Source organism: Streptomyces sp. NPDC002209 (assembly GCF_042890265.1).
GTDB lineage: Bacteria > Actinomycetota > Actinomycetes > Streptomycetales > Streptomycetaceae > Streptomyces.
In genome coordinates, this window is the sequence record NZ_JBIARX010000010.1 from 142,130 (window position 1) to 160,992 (window position 18,863).

Genomic DNA, 18,863 nt, shown 5'->3' on the forward strand with positions numbered 1-18,863 from the left:
GCTTCAGCAACCGGTCGTCCTCGGAGCGGGCCGGGCCCAGGGCACCGGAGAGGTGGCGCGTCATGCGCATGCGACGACTTCTCGGCCTCGCCCTCGCCACGGCGGCGCTGGCCGGCGCGAGTGCCCTCGGCGCCGCGACGGCCCAGGCCGCGGCAGCCCCGACCATCACGTCCGCGGAGTGCACGGACCAGGGCGGAACGGTCAAGAACATCCCCTACGGCGGCGGAGAGGTGTGCGTCCTCCCCGACTCGACCCAGGTGAGGATCGGCTGATCCGGCCGGGCCGGCCTCCGGCCGCGTTGTTCCGTTCTGGTAACAAGCCGTACGCGTTCTGTTTGCACAGCGTAAGGTCCGCACCAGAGGTTCTTTGAACACGTTCAGGGAATACACGGGGATCTGGGGAGGACGTACGTGAACGGGGCGGCGAAAGGGGCCATCATCGGCGGGGTGTTCCTCGCGATGGTCGGCGGGGCCGGGTACGGGGTGTACGCGCTGGTCGGGGACGGCGGCGGGGACGACAAGGGCAAGGGCGGCGACACCGCCGCGGCGGCGGCGAAGGGCAGTGGGCCCGTCACCGACAAGGAGGCCGCCCAGACCGCGAAGGCCTTCTTCGCCGCCTGGGCGGCCGGGGACGCGCGCGCGGCCGCGGAGCTGACGAACAACGTGCAGGCCGCGCAGACCGCCGTGGCCGACTACCGGGCGAAGGCCTACGTGTCCAAGGCCGTGATCACTCCGGGGACGCAGACGGGTACGACCATCCCGTTCAGCGTCGCCGCGGAGGTCACGTACGAGGGCGCCGCAAAGCCGCTCGCGTACGAGTCCAAGCTGACCGTGGTGCGCGGCGTGACCAGCGGGAAGCCGCTCGTCGACTGGCAGGCCTCGGTGATCCACCCCCAGCTGCAGAAGGACGAGAAGCTGCGCGCGGGCGCCCCGCCGTCCCCGCCGGTCAAGGCCGTGGACCGCAATGGCGAGGAGCTCAGCGCGGAGAAGTACCCCTCGCTGCGGCCGGTCCTCGACCAGCTGCGCCAGACGTACGGCGGCAAGGTGGGCGGCAAGTCCGGGGCCGAGCTGTGGATCGAGCCGGCCGCCCAGGACGCGCCGAAGCGGACCCTGATGACGCTGGTGGAGGGCGAGCCGAGCACGCTGAAGACGTACCTGGACGCCAAGGTGCAGGCGGCCGCCGAGAAGGCCGTCGCCAAGTACCCGGAGTCCTCGGTGGTCGCCGTCCAGACGGGCGACGGACACATCCTGGCCGTGGCCAACAACCGCAAGGACGGGTTCAACGCGGCGATGGAGGGGCGGCGGGCGCCCGGCTCGACGATGAAGATCGTGACGGCGGCGATGCTGATCGACCGGGGCAAGGCGGCCGCCGACCAGCCCGCGGAGTGCACCAAGGACGCCGCCTGGGGCGGCCGCACCTTCCACAACCTGAACAACTTCGAACTGCCGGGCGCGAACTTCGCGACCAGCTTCGCCAAGTCCTGCAACACCGCCTTCATCAAGCAGATCGACGACGTCGACGACGACCCGGCGCTGGCGAAGGAGGCCAGGGAGGTCTTCGGCCTCGGGCTGGACAACTGGAAGACGGGCATCCGCTCGACCGACGGCCAGGTGCCGGAGGCGAAGGGCGCGGAGGCGGCCGCCGAGTACATCGGGCAGGGCCGGATCACGATGAACCCGCTGAACGTCGCCTCCTTCACCGCCACCGCGCGCAGCGGGACCTTCCACCAGCCGCTGCTCGTCTCGCCGGAGCTCGACGGGCGGCCCATCGCGCAGGCCTCGCGGCGGATGAAGCCGTCGGTGCAGCAGCAGCTGGTGCGGATGATGAAGCTGACGGCGACCAGCGGCACGGCCCAGCAGGCGATGAGCTCGGTGGGCGGCTCCGACAAGGGAGCCAAGACCGGCTCCGCGGAGGTCGACGGCGCCGGCAGCCCGGACAGCTGGTTCACGGGCTTCAGCGGGGACGTGGCCGCGGCGGCGATGGTCGAGGCCGGCGGCCACGGCGGCGACGCGGCGGGCCCGATCGTGGCGGCGGTCCTGAACGCCTCCTGACCCCCCACCGCTGCGGGGGCCGCGCCGGAAAGGGCGTCGCGGGGGTGGTGCGCGGGGCGTTAGCGTGCCCGCATGACGACCAGCACCCACCCCCGCTTCGCGGAAGCCCTGGCCGAGCTGGGGCTCGACGTGACCGTACGCACGTTCCCGGACGGCACCCGCACCGCCGCCGACGCGGCAGCCGCGATCGGCTGTGAGCTCGGCCAGATCGCGAAGTCGCTGATCTTCGCCGCGGACGGGGTGCCCGTGGTGGTCCTGATGGACGGGGCCTCGCGGGTGGACGTGGAGGCGGTGCGCCGGGAGCTCGGCGCGCAGAAGGTCACCCGGGCGGACGCGGCGCTGGTCCGGGAGACCACGGGCTACGCGATCGGCGGCGTCCCGCCCTTCGGGCACCGGATCCGCACCCGGGTCCTGGCGGACCGCTCGCTGCTGGCCCACGAGGTGGTCTGGGCGGCGGCGGGAACGCCGCACTCGGTGTTCCCGATGACCCCGCAGGACCTGATCGCCCACGCGGGCGCCACCCTGAGCGACGTCCGCGAACGCTGACCCGCGGCGGCGCCCGGACAGGGCCGCGGCCGACGGGTCAGAGTGCGGACCGGACGGCCCTGACCAGGGCCTGGGCCCGGGGGTCGGCGGTGACCGACTTGGCGTGGGCGTTCGTCACGTAGCCGAAGCCGATCCCCGTCTCCGGGTCCGCGAAGCCCAGTGAGCCGCCCCGCCCCGGGTGACCGAACGACGCCGGGGACAACAGCGGCGAGGCCGGGCTGTGCAGCATGTAGCCGGGGCCGAAGCGGGTGTTGACCACCAGCACCCGGTCCGGCCCGGACGAGAGCTCCGTACCCGCCAGCCGGGCCGTCTGCGGGGTGAACAGCCGCGTGCCGTCCTGCGTGTCGCCCAGCAGGGCCGCGTACAGGCCGGCCAGGCCGCGCGCCGTGCCGATGCCCGCCGACGCCGGGAGTTCCGCCGCCCGGAAAGCCGGGTCGTTCTCGTCCGGCAGCGGGGTGATCGCCGCGAACGCCCGCCGGGTCAGCGAGGACGGGTCCGCCCAGGCCTCCGAAACGTTTCGCCGGGGGCGCGTGCGAAGACCGCCCGCCGTCTGCGGCGGGTCCACCGGGCCCACCCGGCCGACGCGCGCCGCCTCCGCCTCCGGCAGGCCGATCCAGAACTCCAGCCCCCGCGGGCCCGTGACCTCCTGCGCCAGCCACTGCCCGAGCGACGCCCCGGTCACCCGCAGCACCAGCTCCGACAGCAGCCAGCTGTACGTCTGCGCGTGGTAGCCGTGCGCGGAGCCCGGCTCCCAGAAGGCCTGCTGCTCGGCGACCGCACGCGCCCCGGAGAGCCCGTCCTCCGCCTCGGCGGGGGTCAGCGGAACGTCGAGCGCCGGCACTCCGGCCCGGTGCGCGAGCAGGTCCCGGACCAGCGCCCGCTCCTTGCCGCCCGCCTTGAACTCCGGCCAGTACGCCGCCACCGGCGCATCCAGGTCCAGCAGCCCGCGCTGGTGCAGCAGCAGCGGTACGACGGCGGCCACGCCCTTGGTGGCCGAGCGCACCACCTGCGCGGTCCCGGCCGCCCACGCCTCGCCGCCTCCGCCGTCACCGCCGTCGACGTCGCCGCCGTCGACGTCCCTCGGGCCCGCCCACAGGTCCACGACCTTCCGGCCGTCCCGGTACACGGCCACCGCCGCGCCCCGGTCCCCGAGCACCTCGAAATTGCGCACGAAGGCCTCGCGGACGGCCTCGAAGCCCTCCGCCACCTCACCCTGGATGTTCACGAGCGGTCCAACAATCACCTGGTCGGACTTATGCCACCGACACCGAGCGCGGGTCGAAGCCGAACGGGAGCTCCAGCCGGTGGGCCCGCATCAGCTCCTCGTCGCACAGCAGGTCCTGCGTGCGCCCGTCGGCCGCGATGACGCCCTCGCTGAGGATCACCGCGCGCGGGCACAGCTCCAGCGCGTACGGCAGGTCGTGGGTCACCATCAGCACCGTCACGTCCAGCGAGCGCAGGATGTCCGCGAGCTCGCGCCGCGACGCCGGGTCGAGGTTGGACGAGGGCTCGTCCAGGACCAGGATCTCCGGCCGCATGGCCAGCACGGTCGCCACCGCGACCCGGCGGCGCTGCCCGAAGGACAGGTGGTGCGGGGGCCGGTCCGCGAAGGCCTCCATGCCGACCTGCTCGAGCGCCTCGCGGACCCGCGTCTCCAGTTCCGCCCCCCGCATCCCGGCGGCCGCCGGCCCGAAGGCCACGTCCTCCCGCACGGTCGGCATGAACAGCTGGTCGTCCGGGTCCTGGAAGACGATGCCGACCCGGCGCCGGATCTCGGCGAAGTTCCGCTTCTCGACCGGGAGCCCGGCCACCGCCACCGTGCCGACCCCGCCGCCGAGGATGCCGTTCAGGTGCAGCACCAGCGTGGTCTTGCCGGCGCCGTTCGGGCCGAGCAGGGCCACCCGCTCGCCCCGTCCGACGCTCAGGTCCACCCCGAAGAGGGCCTGGTGCCCGTCCGGGTAGGCGTACGCGAGGCCGGAGACCTCAAGGGAAGGCACATCGGTCACAGCAGTCACAGGAGTCACAGGACCCATCCGATCAGACAGACGGCGAGCGCCGCCGCCGGGAGTACGGCCGCGTACGCCCACTGGGCGCGGGTGGCCACGACTTCGTCGATCACCGGCATCGAGCCGGCGTAGCCGCGGCTGACCATCGCGAGGTGGACCCGCTCACCGCGTTCGTAGGAGCGGATGAACAGGGCCCCGGCGGTCTTGGCCAGCACCCCCCAGTGCCGGATGCCGCGGGCCTCGAACCCGCGCGAGCGCCGGGCGATCGACATCCGCCGCAGCTCGTCGGTGATCACGTCGCCGTAGCGGATCATGAACGAGGCGATCTGCACCAGCAGCGGCGGCAGCTTCAGCTGCTGGAGCCCGAGCAGCAGCGCCCGCAGTTCGGTGGTGGAGGCGAGCAGGACGGACGCGGCCACCCCGATGGTGCCCTTGGCCAGCACGTTCCAGGCGCCCCACAGTCCGGAGACGCTGAGCGACACGCCGAGTCCGCCGACGCCGACGCTGACCCGCTCGCCCTGCGCCACGAACGGCATGAGCAGGGCGAAGGCCACGAACGGGATCTCGATCAGCAGCCGCCTCAGCAGGAAGCCCGCCGGGATCCGGGCCGCGGCCGCGACACCCGCGATGAGAACCGCGTACAACCCGAAGGCCCACACCGCCTCGCGCGGGGTGGACACGACGACCACGACGAAGGCGAGGGCCGCGGCCAGCTTGCAGTGCGGCGGCAGCCCGTGGACCGGCGAGTGCCCGTGCCGGTAGAGCTTGTGGGCGTGTCCCGCGCCCACCTCAGAGCGCCGGGGTCGAGGCGGCCCCGGCCGCCGTCGGGTCCTGCGCGCGGCGGCGGCGCACGGTCCAGAAGATCCCGGTGCCGACGGCCACGGTCGCGCCGACGCCGATGACACCGGCGAGGCCGCCGGAGAGGCGGGCGTCGTCGACGTCCTTGACGCTGTAGTCGGCGAGCGGGGAGTCGGCGGCGGCGTGCTCCTTCACGTTCCGGTCGATGCCCTTGTCGGCGGCGACCTTCTCGAGGCCGTCGGGGCTGGCGGAGGCGTAGAAGGAGACGAAGCCGGCCAGTACGAGGGCGGTGACCAGGCCGGTGATCCACACGGGCTTCGTCGACCGGCCGGCCGCGGGCACCGCGGCCGCGGCCGCGGCCGGAGCGTCGACCAGCTCGCCGCCGACGCGCAGCTTCAGCGGCGCGGTCAGGGCGCGCGCGCCGTGCACCAGGTCCGGCCGCACGGCCAGTACGGCCCCCACGGTCGCGGCGGTGATGACGGCCTCGCCGATGCCGATCAGCACGTGCACGCCGACCATGGCGGTGAACACCTTGCCGAGCGGGACGTCGGTGGTCCCGCCGAGGGCGTACAGGAGGGTGAACATGACGGCCGCGCCGGGCACCGAGAGCAGTGCTCCGGCGAAGGCGGCGACGGTGACCGAGCGGCGGGTGTCCGGCAGGAGCTTGAGCAGCCCGCGGAAGACGGCGTAGGCCACGACCACCGTCACGACGCCCATGGTCATGACGTTGACGCCGAGGGCGGTCAGCCCGCCGTCGGCGAACAGGACGCCCTGCATGAGCAGCACCACGGACACGCACAGCACACCCGTGTAGGGGCCGACGAGGATCGCGGCGAGCGCCCCGCCCAGCAGGTGCCCGCTGGTGCCGGCGGCGACCGGGAAGTTCAGCATCTGGACGGCGAAGACGAACGCGGCGACGAGTCCGGCGAGCGGCGCCGCCCGCTCTCCCCCGGAGCCTTGGGCCTGGGAGGTGCCCCCGAGCTCTCGGCGGGCACCTCGGAGGCTGACGGCCACCGCGCCTGCGGCAGCGACACCTGCGGCGATGGAGACGGGGGCGTCGATGAAGCCGTCGGGCACATGCATGGGGCTGCTCCGCTTCCTGCGGTCTTTGAGCTGGCAAAGTCTTTAACCGTTCAAGAATAGTGCCCAATTGCAAACCCTTGGCAAGAGCGTCCGCATGACAAATACGGCCGCGCAGATTCGTGGGAATGTGCGAGGCTGGGGGCAATACGGACTCATATGTTCCGATTAGAGGAGTCTTGTCGTGTCAGCCACCGCCGAGAATCCCCCCACGGCTCCGGCCGCCACGGCCACCGCCGTCGCCACCGCCGCCGTCGCCACCGCCGGCGTCGAGGAGCGCGTCACGGCCCGCGTGATCAGCGACGACCCGCTCTTCCGGAAGATCCCCGTCGCCCTGCGCTTCGCCCCCGCCGAGCCGCTCGCCGTACGGATCGTCTTCCCCTCGGGGCTCTCCCCCGAGGGCACCGACAACGAGTGGGTCTTCCCCCGGGCCCTCCTCGAGGCGGGCCTCCAGGCCCCGACCGGCACCGGCGACGTGCGCGTCTGGCCCTGCGGCCGTGTCCAGGCGGTCGTCGAGTTCCACTCCCCCGAGGGCGTCGCGGTGATCCAGTTCGACATCGCCGCGCTGCGCCGCTTCCTGCGCCGCACGAACGCCCCCGTCACCCGGCAGGCGTAACGGGACGAGACGAAACGGGCCCGGCCCCGCACCTGGTGATCAGGTGCGGGGCCGGGCCGACGGGTACTGCGGGGCGGGTCAGGCGTTGACCAGCTCGCGGTCCTTGTCCGGTCCTTCCGGCTTCGGGGAGCCGTCCGCACCCTCGAGGTGCTTGCGCAGGCTCTCGCCCTCCACGTCGACGTTCGGCAGCAGCCGGTCCAGCCAGCCCGGCAGCCACCAGGCCTTGTGGCCGAGCAGTGCGAGCACCGCCGGGACGATCGTCATGCGGACGACGAAGGCGTCGAAGAGGACGGCGATGGCCAGACCGAAGCCGATCATCTTGATCATCTGCTCGCTGGCGCCGATGAAGCCCGCGAACACCGCGATCATGATGACGGCGGCCGCCACGACCACCCGGGCGCTGTACTGGAAGCCGGTCACCACGGCCTGGCCCGGGCGCTCGCCGTGGACGTACGCCTCACGCATCCGGGTGACGAGGAAGACCTCGTAGTCCATGGCCAGGCCGAACACGACACCCACCATGAAGATCGGCATCATGCTCATGATCGGGCCGGTCTGCTCCACCCCGAAGACCGAGCCGAGCCAGCCCCACTGGAAGACCGCGACGACCGCGCCGAGGGCGGCGACCACCGAGAGCAGGAAGCCGAGGGCCGCCTTCAGCGGGACCAGGATGGAGCGGAAGACCAGCATCAGCAGCAGGAAGGCGAGGCCGACCACGAGCGCCAGGTAGGGCAGCAGCGCGTCGTTCATCTTCTGCGAGAAGTCGATGTTCATCGCGGTCGCGCCGGTGACGAGGACGTCGTCGCCGCTGCCGTCCCGGATCGTGTGGACCAGGTCCTCGGTCTCCACCGAGGACGGGCGGTCCTTCGGGATCACGGTGATCACCGAGGCGTCGCCGGCCTCGTTCGGGGCCGGCGGCATGACCGCGGCCACGCCCTCCAGGCCCTTGATCCGGGCCTCCGTCGCGTCGGCGAGCTTCTTGTCGCCGTCGACGACCACCATCAGCGGGCCGTTGAAGCCCGGGCCGAAGCCCTCCGACAGCAGGTCGTACGCCTTGCGCTGGGTGGTGGAGACCGGCTGGGCGCCGTCGTCCGGCAGGCCCATCTCCAGCTTGCTCGCCGGGATCGCGATGGCGCCGAGGCCGATCACGGCGACGAGCAGAACCATGACCGGGCGACGCAGCACGAAGCGGGCCCAGCGGGTGCCGCCGTTGGCCTTGGGCTCGGCGCCGGCGGGCTTGCCCTTGCCGAACAGCTTGCTCTTCTCGCCCGCCGGCAGGACCTTCTTGCCCGCGAAGCCGAGGATGGCCGGGACCAGCGTCAGCGCGACGAGGACGGCGATGACCACGGTGCCCGCGGCCGCGAAGCCCATCTTGGTCAGCATCGGGATGTTGACGACGGCCAGGCCCACGAGGGCGATGACCACGGTGAGACCGGCGAAGACGACGGCGGAGCCGGCGGTTCCGGCGGCCCGGCCCGCGGCCTCGTCCCGCTCCCTGCCCTGGGCGAGCTCCACGCGGTAGCGGGAGACGATGAAGAGCGCGTAGTCGATGCCGACCGCGAGGCCGATCATCATCGCGAGCGTGGAGGTGGTGGAGCCGAGGTCCAGCACGTTGGCGAGCGCGGTGATGGAGGAGACGCCGATGCCCACGCCGATCAGCGCGGTCAGCAGCGGCAGCCCGGCCGCGATCAGCGAGCCGAAGGTGATGACCAGCACGATCGCCGCGATCATGATGCCGATGATCTCGCCGGAGCCGGTCTCGGGGGCCGTCATCAGGGCGTCGCCGCCGATCTCGACGGTGAGCCCGGCGCTCTGGGCCGCGGTGCCGGAGTCCTTGAGCGCGTCGCGCGTCTCGTCCTTCAGCTCCATGCCGCTGACGGTGTACTTGACGCTGACGTACGCGGTGGAGCCGTCCTGGCTCACCGCCTGGGCCTGGTACGGGTCGGTGACCGAGGCGACCTCGGCCTTGCCGGGGCCGTCCTTCAGACCGGAGACGATCTTCTCGACCTCGGTCTTGTACTTCGGGTCGTTGACCGAGGCGCCCGCGGGCGCCTTGACGACGATACGGGCGGTGGCGCCGTCGGCGGCCATGCCCGGGAACTTCTCGTCCAGCACGTCGAAGGCCTTCTGGGCCTCCGTGCCGGGTATGGAGAACGATCCGGAGGTGGGTGCGGACGCCGTCGCCGCGCCGAAGCCGGCGGCGAACAGCAGTGCCACCCAGACGAGGGCGACGAGGCCGCGGCGCCGGAAGGCGCCCCTGCCGAGTCGGTAGAGGAAGGTAGCCACGGAGGCGGTTCTCCCGTTCAGGTCGTGGGATGGATCCGGGATGGATCAGGGCGTGGAAAGCCGGCCCGACGACGAGAGCGGCGTGTCAGGAGCAGCAGGAAGGAGTGCGGGCGGACTCAGACGCCGAGGGCGGGGAAGACCACGGAGTCGATGAAGTCGGCGAGGAACGCCTGGTCCACCGACCGGTCCTCCATCAGCGGCAACGCGATGAAGGCGCCGATCAGCATGTGCGGCACGAAACGGATGGCGGGGCAGTCCGGGGCGACCTCGCCCCGGTCCACGGCCCGCCGCAGGATCTCGTCGAGGCCGGAGATCTCCGGCTCCATGAGCAGCCTGCGCAACGCCTGGTGGAGTTCGGGACTCGTGTGGACGGCGTGGGCGAGCCCCCGCAGGAGCGCGGTGTCCTTCGCCATCTGCGCGTTGTCGGAGAGCTCCACCATGCGGTGGAAGTCGCCGCGCAGCGTTCCCGTGTCGATCTCCCGGAGGGAGGTCGGCTGGGTGCAGCGCAGCGCCCTGGCGACCAGCTCGGGCTTGCTCCCCCACTGGCGGTAGAGGGTGGCCTTGCTGGACTTCGTACGGGCGGCGACCGCATCCATGGTCAGCGCCTCGTAGCCGACCTCGCGCAGGAGGTCGAGGACCGCCTCGTGGAGTTCGGCTTCCCGCTCGGGGGTGATCCGGCTGCGCCGCGACGAGACTTCTTCGGACATCTCCGGCACCTCCCTTCCGAACGAAACTGTTTCGTACACCGATGACGATACCCCGGTCGCGAACGAAACGAAACCGTTCCGTTTCGCTGAAGGGGGTGGCGTGGATCACCTGTACGAGTTGCCAGGGCCCCTCGGCGCGGAAAGCATTGTGGGGTGAGTCACGACGGCGCGTACCTCCGCTTCCCGCACCTCCACGACGATCTGCTGTGCTTCGCCACCGAGGACGACCTCTGGGTCGCCCCGCTGGTCCCCGAAGGCGGAACCCCGGGCCGGGCCTGGCGGATCACCGTCGACCGGACCAGAGTCGGCCACCCCCGCTTCTCCCCCGACGGACGGCACATCGCCTTCACCACCTGGCGCAGCCTGGACCCCGAGGTCCACCTCGCCCCGGTGGACGGCGGCCCGGCCCGCCGGCTGAGCTACTGGGGCGCCACCGACACCCGCGTCTGCGGCTGGACCCCGCCCGACAAGGACGGCCACAGCGACATCCTCGCCGTGTCCTCGCACGGCCAGCCCTTCTCGTACTACGCCTGGGCCTACAGCCTGCCGACCGACGGCTCGCCCGGCGGCAGGCTGCCCTGGGGCCCGGTCTCCGACATCGCCGTCCACGAAGAGCCGGGCGGAGAGCGGCGCACCCTGCTGCTGACCGGCAAGCCCCCGCACGAGCCCGCCGCCTGGAAGCGCTACCGCGGCGGCGCCACCGGCCGGCTCTGGCTGCACGGCAAGCAGCTGCTGGAGGACGTCGAGGGCCACCTCGACGCCCCGATGTTCGTGGACGGCCGGATCGCCTTCCTCTCCGACCACGAGGGCATCGGCAACCTGTACTCCTGCCTGCCCGACGGCACCGACCTGCGCCGGCACACCGACCACGAGGAGTTCTACGCCCGGCACGCCTCCAGCGACGGCTCCCGGGTCGTCTACCAGTGCGCCGGGGACCTCTGGCTCGTCGACTCGCTGTCCGCCGACGCCGCCCCGCGCCGGCTCGACGTCCGCCTCGGCGGGCCCCGCGCGGGCCGCCGTACGTACCAGGTCCCGGCCGCCAGCCACGTCGACTCGCTCTCCGTCGACGCCACCGGCCGGGCCAGCGCGGTCGTCGTCCGCGGCAGCCTGTACTGGCTCACCCACCGCGACGGGCCCGCCCGGACCATCGCCGACACCCCGGGCGTACGGGTGCGGCTGCCGGAGATGCTCGGCAGCAGCGGGCAGGTCGCGTACGTGACGGACGCGGAGGGCGAGGACGCGATCGAGATCGCCTACCTCCCGCGCGCCTCCGGGGACCGGGAGCCGCGCCGGCTGGCCTCCGGCGCACTGGGCCGCGTACTGGAACTGCTCTCCGATCCGGACGGGGAGCGGCTCGCCATCGCCTCCAACGACGGCCGGCTGCTGCTCATCGACGCGAGCGAGGAGTCCAACGGGGAGGCCACGGAACTGATCCGGTCCATCAACGGGCCCGTCACCGACCTGGCGTTCTCGCCCGACGGGGCCTGGCTGACCTGGTCGCACCCGGGCATCGGGCGCTCGCTGCGCCAGATCAAGATGGCCCGGATCTCCGGGCCCGGTCCGCGCTCGATCGTGGACGTCACCAACGGCCGCTTCGAGGACGACCACCCGGTCTTCACCCGCGACGGCCGCTACCTGGCCTTCCTGTCCTGGCGGGGTTTCGACCCGGTGTACGACGTCCACACCGGCGACCTGTCGTTCCCGCTGGGCTGCCGCCCGTACCTGGTGCCGCTGTCCTCGGCGACCCCCTCGCCGTTCGCGTTCACCCCCGACGGCCGTCCGGCGGCGGGCGGGCTCGACCCGGGCGAGGGCGAGGCCGCCGAGGCGGCCGAGGGCGACGGCGCGGTCATGGTCGAGGTGGAGGGGCTGGAGAGCCGCGTCACCCCGTTCCCGGTGACGGCGTCGAAGTACTCGGCCCTGTACCCGGTGCACGGCGGCGGGCTGGTGTGGCTGCGCTGGCCGATCTCGGGCGCGCTCGGCGAGACCTTCGCCAACCCGACCGACACCAGCGGCAAGCCCACCCTGGAGCACTTCGAGATCACCAAGGCGCGCAAGACCGAACTGGCCTCCGGGCTGGACTGGTTCGCGGTCAGCGGCGACGGCACCCGGCTCGTCGTCAACGACGACGGCGACCTGCGTGCGGTCCCCTCGACCGAGTCCGGCGACAGCGACTCCACCGTCTACCTGGACCTGCGGCGCATCCTGCACGAGGTGGACCCGGCCGCCGAGTGGCGCCAGGCCTTCGAGGAGGCCGGGCGGCTGATCCGCGCGTACTTCTGGGAGCCGGACATGTGCAACATCGACTGGGACGGGGTGCTGCGCCAGTACCGCCCCCTGGTCGAACGGGTCGCCTCCCCCGACGAGTTCGCGGACCTGCTGCGCGAGGTGCTCGGCGAGCTCGGCACCTCGCACGCGTACGTGTCCCCCGCGCGCCGCAACGAAGGCCCGCCGCACTACCAGCGGCCCATCGGCCTGCTCGGCGCCAACCTCGTGCACCGCGAGGAGGGCTGGGTGCTCGCGCGGATCCTGCCGGGCGAGTCCTCCGACTCCAAGGCCCGCTCCCCGCTCGCCGGCACCGGCATCCGGGAGGGCGCCGTGCTCACCCACGTCGACGGCCGGCCGGTGGACCCGGTGACCGGGCCCTATCCGCTGCTCTCGGCAGCCGGGGGCACCACGGTCGAGCTGACCTTCAAGCCCGCAGAAGGCGAGGGCCGGGCCCGGCGGGTGGCGGTCGTGCCGCTGATCGACGAGCGGCCGCTGCGCTACCAGGACTGGGTGTCGAAGCGGCGCGCGGTGGTCCGCGAGGTCAGCGGCGGCAAGTGCGGCTACCTGCACATCCCCGACATGGGCGGCTCGGGCTGGGCGCAGTTCAACCGGGACCTGCGGATGGAGATGTCACGGCCCGCGCTGATCGTGGACGTACGGGGCAACGCGGGCGGGCACATCAGCGAGCTGGTGGTGGAGAAGCTGACCCGCTCGATCCTCGGCTGGGACCTGACGCGGGGCGCCCAGCCGGTGTCGTACGCCTCCAACGCGCCCCGGGGTCCGATCGTTGCGCTGGCCGACGAGGCGACCTCCTCGGACGGCGACATGATCACGGCGGCCTTCAAACTGCTCGGTCTCGGCCCGGTGGTCGGCCAGCGCACCTGGGGCGGGGTGGTCGGCATGACCGGCCGGCACACCCTGGGCGACGGCACGGTCATCACGGTGCCGATGAACGCCGCCTGGTTCCCGGAGTACGGGTGGTCGGTGGAGAACCACGGCGTGGAGCCGGACCTCGCCATCCTGCGCACCCCGCTCGACTGGGCGGAGGGGCGGCACGCCCAGCTGGACGATGCCGTGTACCTGGCGCTGGAGCTGCTGGAGCAGGAGCCGGCGGCGGTGCCGCCCGGCTACGCGGACGTACCGGACCTGCGGCGTCCGAAGCTGCCGCCGAGGCCGTAGGAACCAGGGGGACATGGGCGTGCAGAAGGGGCGCGGTCCGTGGAACACACGGGTCGCGCCCCTTCCGGAGTACGGGCGTCCGGGCGTCAGAAGTCCCAGTTGTCGTCGAGCTCGTCGTGGACCTTTTCCTTCTTCTTCCTGGCCGGCTCGGAGGCTTGCGCAGTGCGCTCGGACGACTCGCCCTTCGCGCTCCGCCCGGCCTCCTTGGCCTTGTCCTTGAGCTCTTGCGCCTTGTCCTGGAACTGGTCCTTGATGCCCATGCTGTTCACTCCTGGAGGGGTGTAGGGGACTGGGCCTCGACCAGATTTGCACGACCGGACAAAGCTCGCATTTCGATCAATGGCGCCCGGTGCCCTGTGTGCGCTCCTTCTCGTCGGCGGCCCCTCCGGCCCCCACAAGTCCCCTGGAGACACTCGTCAGCCTGGGTTCGAAGCGCTTCATCTCCCGCTGCCCGACGGTCGCGATGATCCCGGGCAGGTAGCCGCGCACACCCTGCATCCCGCGCAGCCACCACTGCGCGTACACGTGCGGCGAGCGCCGCTCGATGCCGGCCACGATCCGGTCCACGGCCGGGCCCAGCGGGTACGTGCGGTTCGACGGCCAGGGCAGCCGCTGACGCAGTTCCCGCATGACCTCGTCCTGGTCGGCTCCGCGCACCATGTCGGTGTCGGTCCAGGAGAGGTAGCCGACGCCCACCTTGACGCCCTTGTAGCCGACTTCGGCGCGCAGGCAGTGCGCGAAGGCCTCAACGCCGGACTTGGAGGCGCAGTACGCCGTCATCATCGGCGCCGGCGTGATCGCGGCGAGCGAGGCGATCTGCAGGAAGTAGCCGCGGCTCTCGGTGAGTACGGGGAGGAAGGCGCGGGCGGTGACGGCCCCGCCGATCAGGTTGACCTCGATCACCCGGCGCCAGGCGTCGGGGTCGGAGTCGGCGAACGGCCCGCCGGCGGCGACGCCCGCGTTGGCGACGACGACGTCGACCTTGCCGAAGCGCTCCTTGACCTCCTGCGCGACCCGGGCCATGGCCTCGTGGTCGGTGACGTCGGCGTGCCAGTGGTCGCTGTCGGTGTGCAGCCGTTCGGAGACCTCCTTGAGGGCCTCCGGCTCCAGGCCCACCAGCGCCACCTTCGCACCGCGGGCGGACAGCTTGCGGGCGAGCAGCTCGCCGACCCCGCGGGCGGCGCCGGTGACGACGGCGACCTGGCCTTCCAGACTCCTGCGCGCACTCACTGCGTGACCTCCTTCAAGAAGTGCGCGCTCAGCTCGCGCACGGCGTTCGTGACGGCCTCGGGGGCCTCGATCGGGGTCATGTGCCCCATGCCGGTCAGCTCGGTCAGCCCCACGCAGTGCGGCAGCGCGGCGGCGAGCCCCCGGGCGTGCACGATCGGGGTGAGCCGGTCGTCCTTGCCGCCGATGACGGCGGTGGGCACGGTGAGCGCCGCCAGGTCCGCCTCGAGGTCCAGCCCCGCCAGCACCTCGGACCAGGCGTACCGGACCCCGGTGGGGCAGGCGTGCACGATACGGGCGCAGGCCTCGACCCGGTCGGGCGCCGACCCGGGGCCCATGGTGGCGTACTTCAGCACCCGCTTGGCGACCGGCGTGACGGGCCCGAGCGGGGCGCGCGCGCCGAGTACCGCGCCGGTGATACGGGTCCGCACGCGCCCGGGGCGCAGCGGCACGACCAGCGCCTCCGCGACCAGCCGGGCGCTGCCGGTGCTGCACAGCAGGGCGGCCGCGGCGTGCTCGGCGAACTCCGGCCGTCCGGCGGCGACCATGATCGTCATCCCGCCCATGGAGTGTCCGGCGACGACCGCCCGCTCGCCGGGGACCAGGGTGGCCGCCATGACGGCGACCAGGTCGTCGGCGAGGGCGGTGGTGTCGTAGCGGGAGGCGGCGGGGCTGCGCCCGTGGCCGCGCTGGTCGTACGCGATGACCCGGTGGTCCCTGGAGAGTTCGCGTATCTGCGCGGCCCAGAAGGCGGTCGAGCAGGTCCAGCCGTGCGCCAGCACCACGGCCGGCGCGCCCTCGTCCCCGTGCTCCTCGACGTGCAGCCGTGACCCGTCGGCGGAGACCGCGACCAGTTCCCGCCGGGCGGCGGGGGGTGCGTACGGTCCGGAGGTGACGTGCGCCGGCCGGCTCATGCCGCACCCTCCTCGGCGGTGGCCTGCGCCGTAAGGGCAGGGACCGGCTCGCGCTCGGCCTCCCGGAGGCGGACGACCTCGTACTCGGAGAGGTCCACGCTGCGCGTCTCCTTCCGGAACTCGCCGGTGGTGCCCGGCCAGACCGTCGTGTTGCGCCCCTGCGCGTCCAGGTACCAGCTGGTGCAGCCGCCGGTGTTCCACACCGTCCGCTGCATACGGGCCTGGACCTGCCGGTTCCACTGGTTCACGGCGGAGGGCCGGGCCGCGAGCGCGACCTGCCCGCCCAGCACGTTCAGCTGGCGCAGGTAGTCCGCCATGTAGTTCAGCTGCGACTCGATCATCAGGATCATCGAGCTGTTCCCGAGCCCGGTGTTCGGCCCGATGATCGTCATCCAGTTCGGGAAGCCGGCCGCCGTCGCCCCGCGCAGCGACTGCATCCCGTCCTTCCAGTGGTCCGCGAGCGTCCGCCCCTCCGCGCCCACCACCCGGTCGGCGATCGGCATGTCCGTGACGTGGAAGCCGGTGCCGAAGACGATCGCGTCGGCCTCGGTCTCGGTCCCGTCGGCCGCGATCAGCGTGTTGCCGCGGATCTCCTTCAGTCCCGAGGCGACCAGGTCCACGTTCGGCCGGGCGAGCGCCGGGTAGTACTCGCTGGACAGCAGGATCCGCTTGCAGCCGATCCGGTACGAGGGCGTCAGCTTGGCCAGCAGCGCCGGGTCCTTGATCGAGCGCGCCATGTTGGCCTTGGCCAGCGACTCGATGAGGCCGAGCTGGTTCGGCCGCTTGGTGAACGCGCTGACCTGGAGCTCCCGGATCCCCCACAGCAGCCCGCGGCGGGCCGCCCGGGTGAACGGCAGCTGGCGGTGCAGCCAGCGCTCCACGCCGCTGATGGCCCGGTCGGTGCGCGGCATCACCCACGGCGGGGTCCGCTGGAACAGCGTGAGCCGTTCCACGTCCGGTGCGATGGCCGGCACGATCTGGATGGCCGAGGCACCGGTGCCGATCATGGCGACCCGCTTGCCGCGCAGGTCGTAGTCGTGGTCCCAGCGGGCGGAGTGGAAGACCTTGCCGGGGAACTCGGCGAGCCCGGGGACCTCCGGCATCTTCGGGTCGGACAGCGGCCCGGTGGCGGAGACGACGACATCGGCGGTGAGCTCCCCGGCCGAGGTCTCGATCTCCCACCTCAGCTCGTCGGCGTCCCAGCGCATCATCCGGACCTCGGAGTTCAGCCGGATGTGCGGGCGCAGCCCGAAGGTGTCGGCGACGTGCTCCAGGTACGCCCGGATGGCCGGCTGCCCGGAGAAGGTCCGCGGCCAGTCGGGGTTGGGGGCGAACGAGAACGAGTACAGATGGGAGGGGACGTCGCACGCACATCCGGGATAGCTGTTGTCGCGCCAGGTCCCGCCGACGGAGTCGGCCCGTTCCAGTACGACGAAGTCCGTGATCCCCTCGCGCCGCAGCCGTACGGCCGCTCCCAGCCCGCCGAACCCGGATCCGATCACCGCCACGCGTACGTGTTCGCGCCCGCCCACGCCACCCATGCCACCCATGCCCGCCGCCTTCCGCTTCCGCAGTCCCAGCCCAGCCCAGCCCAGTCACAACCACAGCGCCACACTGCCAGCAATCACTGGCACAATCGGGAGAGTAGAGCAGCCCCGTACTCATGGGTAGAGGTCGCGCCCGGAAAGTTACTGGCGGTACGCCATAGGCTTCGCCTGTGGAACAGACGGAAGCAGGGACGACAGTGCGTGAATACCGTACGGAGGAACTGGCCGAGGCGGCCGGCATCCCCGTCCGCACCCTGCGCTTCTACCGCGAGCGCAAGCTCCTCCCGCCGCCGCGCCGCGAGGGCCGGATCGCCTGGTACGACGACCACCACCTGGCCCGGCTGCGCACCATCGCCGCCCTGCTGGAGCGCGGCCACACCCTCGGCGGCATCGCCGAGCTGACCGCCGCCTTCGAGAACGGCCGCGACGTCAGCCAGCTCGGCGAGCTGCTCGGCATCGGCTGGTCGCAGGAGACCCCGGTACGCCTGACGCCGGAGGCCCTCGCCGACTACTTCGAGGGCGAGGTCACCCCGGAGAACCTGGCGGCCTCCCTCGACCTCGGCTACCTCGCCACCGACGGCGACGCGATCGTCCACGTCAGCCGCCGCCTGCTGGACGTCTCCTCGGCACTGGTCCGCGAAGGGGTCCCGCTCTCCGCGGTCCTGGAGACCGGCCGCCGGGTCCGCGAGCACGCGGACGCCATGGCGGCCCTGTTCACCGAGCTGATCTCCGCGCACCTCACGGAGGAGGCCCTGCCGCGGCTGCGCCCGCTCGCCAAGAGCGTGGTCGAGGCGGAACTCACCATGGCGATGGACCGCCTGCTGGCTTCGGGGGCTCAGGACCCCAGCTCGTAGACCACGGTCACCGGCGCGTGGTCGGACCAGCGCTCCGGATGCGTCTCGGCCCGCTCGACGAAGGCCTTCACCGCCCGGGCGGCCAGCCCCGGGGTCGCGACCTGGAGGTCGATGCGCCACCCGGCGTCGTTGTCGAAGGCCCGCCCGCGGTAGGACCACCAGGAGTACGGCCCCTCGGTGTCGGGGTGCAGGCTCCGTACGACGTCCACGTACCCGGCGGTGTCGTAGACCTCCCCGAGCCACTCGCGCTCCTCGGGCAGGAAGCCGGCGTTCTTCCGGTTGGTCTTCCAGTTCTTGAGGTCGGCCTCCTGGTGGCAGATGTTCCAGTCGCCGCACACGACGACCTCCCGCCCCTCCGCGGCGGCCCGCACCTTCAGGGCGGCCAGATAGGGGAGGAACTCCCCCATGAACCGGTACTTCTCGTCCTGCTTCTCGGTCCCGGCCTCGCCGGAGGGCAGGTACAGGCTGGCGACGGTCACACCCGGAAGATCCACCTCCAGGTAGCGCCCGCTCGCGTCGAACTCGTCGCTCCCGAATCCCACCTGCACCCGCTCGGGCTCGCGGCGCGTGTACAGCGCGACCCCGGCCCGCCCCTTGGCGGCGGCCGGCGCGAACACGGTGTGCCAGCCCTCGGGCGTGCGGACCTCGTCCGGGATCTGCCCCTCCTCGGCCCGCACCTCCTGGAGGCAGACCACATCGGCATCCGACCCGGCCAGCCACGGGGAGAACCCCTTCTTGGCGGCGGCGCGGATCCCATTCACATTCACGGAGGTCACAGTGAGCATCC

The 18,863-nt window shown here is 72.4% G+C and carries 17 protein-coding genes; 6 read left to right on the plus strand and 11 right to left on the minus strand.

The genetic code is table 11. From position 1 onward, the window contains the following. The first annotated feature begins 62 nt into the window (after positions 1-62). The 3 genes from ACFYXK_RS21205 to ACFYXK_RS21215 all read left to right on the plus strand — a co-directional run bounded on the left by ACFYXK_RS21205 (position 63) and on the right by ACFYXK_RS21215 (position 2,597). Positions 63-272, plus strand: coding sequence for a hypothetical protein (locus tag ACFYXK_RS21205; protein WP_389412519.1), 210 nt, complete (start codon positions 63-65; stop codon positions 270-272). A 138-nt stretch (positions 273-410) separates the two neighbouring features. Continuing rightward, on the plus strand, positions 411-2,051 hold the full coding sequence (locus tag ACFYXK_RS21210; protein ID WP_389412520.1) for a penicillin-binding transpeptidase domain-containing protein: 1,641 nt from the start codon (positions 411-413) through the stop codon (positions 2,049-2,051). A 72-nt stretch (positions 2,052-2,123) separates the two neighbouring features. Beyond that, positions 2,124-2,597: a YbaK/EbsC family protein gene (locus ACFYXK_RS21215; protein WP_389412521.1), complete on the plus strand. Its 474-nt coding sequence runs from the start codon at positions 2,124-2,126 to the stop codon at positions 2,595-2,597. A gap of 37 nt (positions 2,598-2,634) precedes the next feature. Here the strand turns inward: ACFYXK_RS21215 and ACFYXK_RS21220 are convergent, their stop codons facing one another. The 4 genes from ACFYXK_RS21220 to ACFYXK_RS21235 are packed head-to-tail and all read right to left on the minus strand — an operon-like array spanning position 2,635 to position 6,484. After that, the gene (locus ACFYXK_RS21220; RefSeq protein WP_389412522.1) at positions 2,635-3,822 is read right to left on the minus strand and encodes a serine hydrolase domain-containing protein; all 1,188 of its coding nucleotides are present in this window, start codon (positions 3,820-3,822) and stop codon (positions 2,635-2,637) included. 28 nt (positions 3,823-3,850) lie between these two features. Beyond that, on the minus strand, positions 3,851-4,630 hold the full coding sequence (locus ACFYXK_RS21225) for an energy-coupling factor ABC transporter ATP-binding protein (protein ID WP_389412523.1): 780 nt from the start codon (positions 4,628-4,630) through the stop codon (positions 3,851-3,853). Continuing rightward, entirely contained in the window at positions 4,618-5,391 is a 774-nt protein-coding gene (gene cbiQ / locus ACFYXK_RS21230; RefSeq protein ID WP_389412524.1) for a cobalt ECF transporter T component CbiQ, read from the minus strand. Before cbiQ ends, ACFYXK_RS21225 begins: the two co-directional genes overlap by 13 nt. A gap of 1 nt (position 5,392) precedes the next feature. Then, on the minus strand, positions 5,393-6,484 hold the full coding sequence (locus ACFYXK_RS21235) for an energy-coupling factor ABC transporter permease (protein WP_389412525.1): 1,092 nt from the start codon (positions 6,482-6,484) through the stop codon (positions 5,393-5,395). Positions 6,485-6,665: 181 nt separating this feature from the next. On the opposite strand from ACFYXK_RS21235, the gene ACFYXK_RS21240 reads away from it, so the two are divergent. Next, positions 6,666-7,097, plus strand: coding sequence for an SsgA family sporulation/cell division regulator (locus ACFYXK_RS21240; RefSeq protein ID WP_389412526.1), 432 nt, complete (start codon positions 6,666-6,668; stop codon positions 7,095-7,097). A gap of 78 nt (positions 7,098-7,175) precedes the next feature. Here ACFYXK_RS21240 and ACFYXK_RS21245 read toward each other — a convergent pair whose 3' ends face one another. Continuing rightward, on the minus strand, positions 7,176-9,383 hold the full coding sequence (locus ACFYXK_RS21245) for an MMPL family transporter (protein ID WP_389412527.1): 2,208 nt from the start codon (positions 9,381-9,383) through the stop codon (positions 7,176-7,178). A 116-nt stretch (positions 9,384-9,499) separates the two neighbouring features. Beyond that, a complete protein-coding gene (locus ACFYXK_RS21250; RefSeq protein ID WP_389412528.1) occupies positions 9,500-10,090 on the minus strand; it encodes a TetR/AcrR family transcriptional regulator in 591 nt (196 codons plus the stop codon). A 153-nt stretch (positions 10,091-10,243) separates the two neighbouring features. Here ACFYXK_RS21250 and ACFYXK_RS21255 point away from each other — a divergent pair, with 153 nt between their 5' ends. Beyond that, a complete protein-coding gene (locus ACFYXK_RS21255; protein ID WP_389412529.1) occupies positions 10,244-13,534 on the plus strand; it encodes a S41 family peptidase in 3,291 nt (1,096 codons plus the stop codon). Positions 13,535-13,620: 86 nt separating this feature from the next. On the opposite strand, the gene ACFYXK_RS21260 is transcribed toward ACFYXK_RS21255, so the two are convergent. The 4 genes from ACFYXK_RS21260 to ACFYXK_RS21275 form a co-directional block, all read right to left on the minus strand. Further along, positions 13,621-13,794 carry a hypothetical protein gene (locus tag ACFYXK_RS21260; protein WP_389412530.1) on the minus strand — a complete coding sequence of 58 codons (174 nt, stop codon included), beginning with the start codon at positions 13,792-13,794 and terminating at the stop codon, positions 13,621-13,623. Positions 13,795-13,870: 76 nt separating this feature from the next. After that, a complete protein-coding gene (locus ACFYXK_RS21265) occupies positions 13,871-14,764 on the minus strand; it encodes an SDR family oxidoreductase (protein ID WP_389412531.1) in 894 nt (297 codons plus the stop codon). Further along, entirely contained in the window at positions 14,761-15,675 is a 915-nt protein-coding gene (locus tag ACFYXK_RS21270) for an alpha/beta fold hydrolase (RefSeq protein ID WP_389412532.1), read from the minus strand. The genes ACFYXK_RS21265 and ACFYXK_RS21270 overlap by 4 nt, the downstream gene beginning before the upstream one ends. Then, the gene (locus tag ACFYXK_RS21275; RefSeq protein ID WP_389412638.1) at positions 15,672-17,207 is read right to left on the minus strand and encodes a flavin-containing monooxygenase; all 1,536 of its coding nucleotides are present in this window, start codon (positions 17,205-17,207) and stop codon (positions 15,672-15,674) included. The genes ACFYXK_RS21270 and ACFYXK_RS21275 overlap by 4 nt, the downstream gene beginning before the upstream one ends. A 185-nt stretch (positions 17,208-17,392) precedes the next feature. Here ACFYXK_RS21275 and ACFYXK_RS21280 point away from each other — a divergent pair, with 185 nt between their 5' ends. Then, a complete protein-coding gene (locus tag ACFYXK_RS21280; protein WP_389412533.1) occupies positions 17,393-18,076 on the plus strand; it encodes a MerR family transcriptional regulator in 684 nt (227 codons plus the stop codon). On the opposite strand, the gene ACFYXK_RS21285 is transcribed toward ACFYXK_RS21280, so the two are convergent. Beyond that, positions 18,058-18,861, minus strand: a complete 804-nt coding sequence (locus tag ACFYXK_RS21285) for an exodeoxyribonuclease III (RefSeq protein WP_389412534.1) — start codon at positions 18,859-18,861, stop codon at positions 18,058-18,060. The two genes, ACFYXK_RS21280 and ACFYXK_RS21285, sit on opposite strands and share 19 nt — an antisense overlap. Positions 18,862-18,863 lie beyond the last annotated feature (2 nt).

Coding starts and splice junctions, on each gene's coding strand:
- ACFYXK_RS21205 (WP_389412519.1), top strand. CDS start 63: ATGCGCATGCGACGACTTCTCGGCCTCGCCCTCGCCACGGCGGCGCTG.
- ACFYXK_RS21215 (WP_389412521.1), top strand. CDS start 2,124: ATGACGACCAGCACCCACCCCCGCTTCGCGGAAGCCCTGGCCGAGCTG.
- ACFYXK_RS21225 (WP_389412523.1), bottom strand. CDS start 4,630: ATGGGTCCTGTGACTCCTGTGACTGCTGTGACCGATGTGCCTTCCCTT.
- ACFYXK_RS21235 (WP_389412525.1), bottom strand. CDS start 6,484: ATGCATGTGCCCGACGGCTTCATCGACGCCCCCGTCTCCATCGCCGCA.
- ACFYXK_RS21250 (WP_389412528.1), bottom strand. CDS start 10,090: ATGTCCGAAGAAGTCTCGTCGCGGCGCAGCCGGATCACCCCCGAGCGG.
- ACFYXK_RS21260 (WP_389412530.1), bottom strand. CDS start 13,794: ATGGGCATCAAGGACCAGTTCCAGGACAAGGCGCAAGAGCTCAAGGAC.
- ACFYXK_RS21270 (WP_389412532.1), bottom strand. CDS start 15,675: ATGAGCCGGCCGGCGCACGTCACCTCCGGACCGTACGCACCCCCCGCC.
- ACFYXK_RS21285 (WP_389412534.1), bottom strand. CDS start 18,861: ATGCTCACTGTGACCTCCGTGAATGTGAATGGGATCCGCGCCGCCGCC.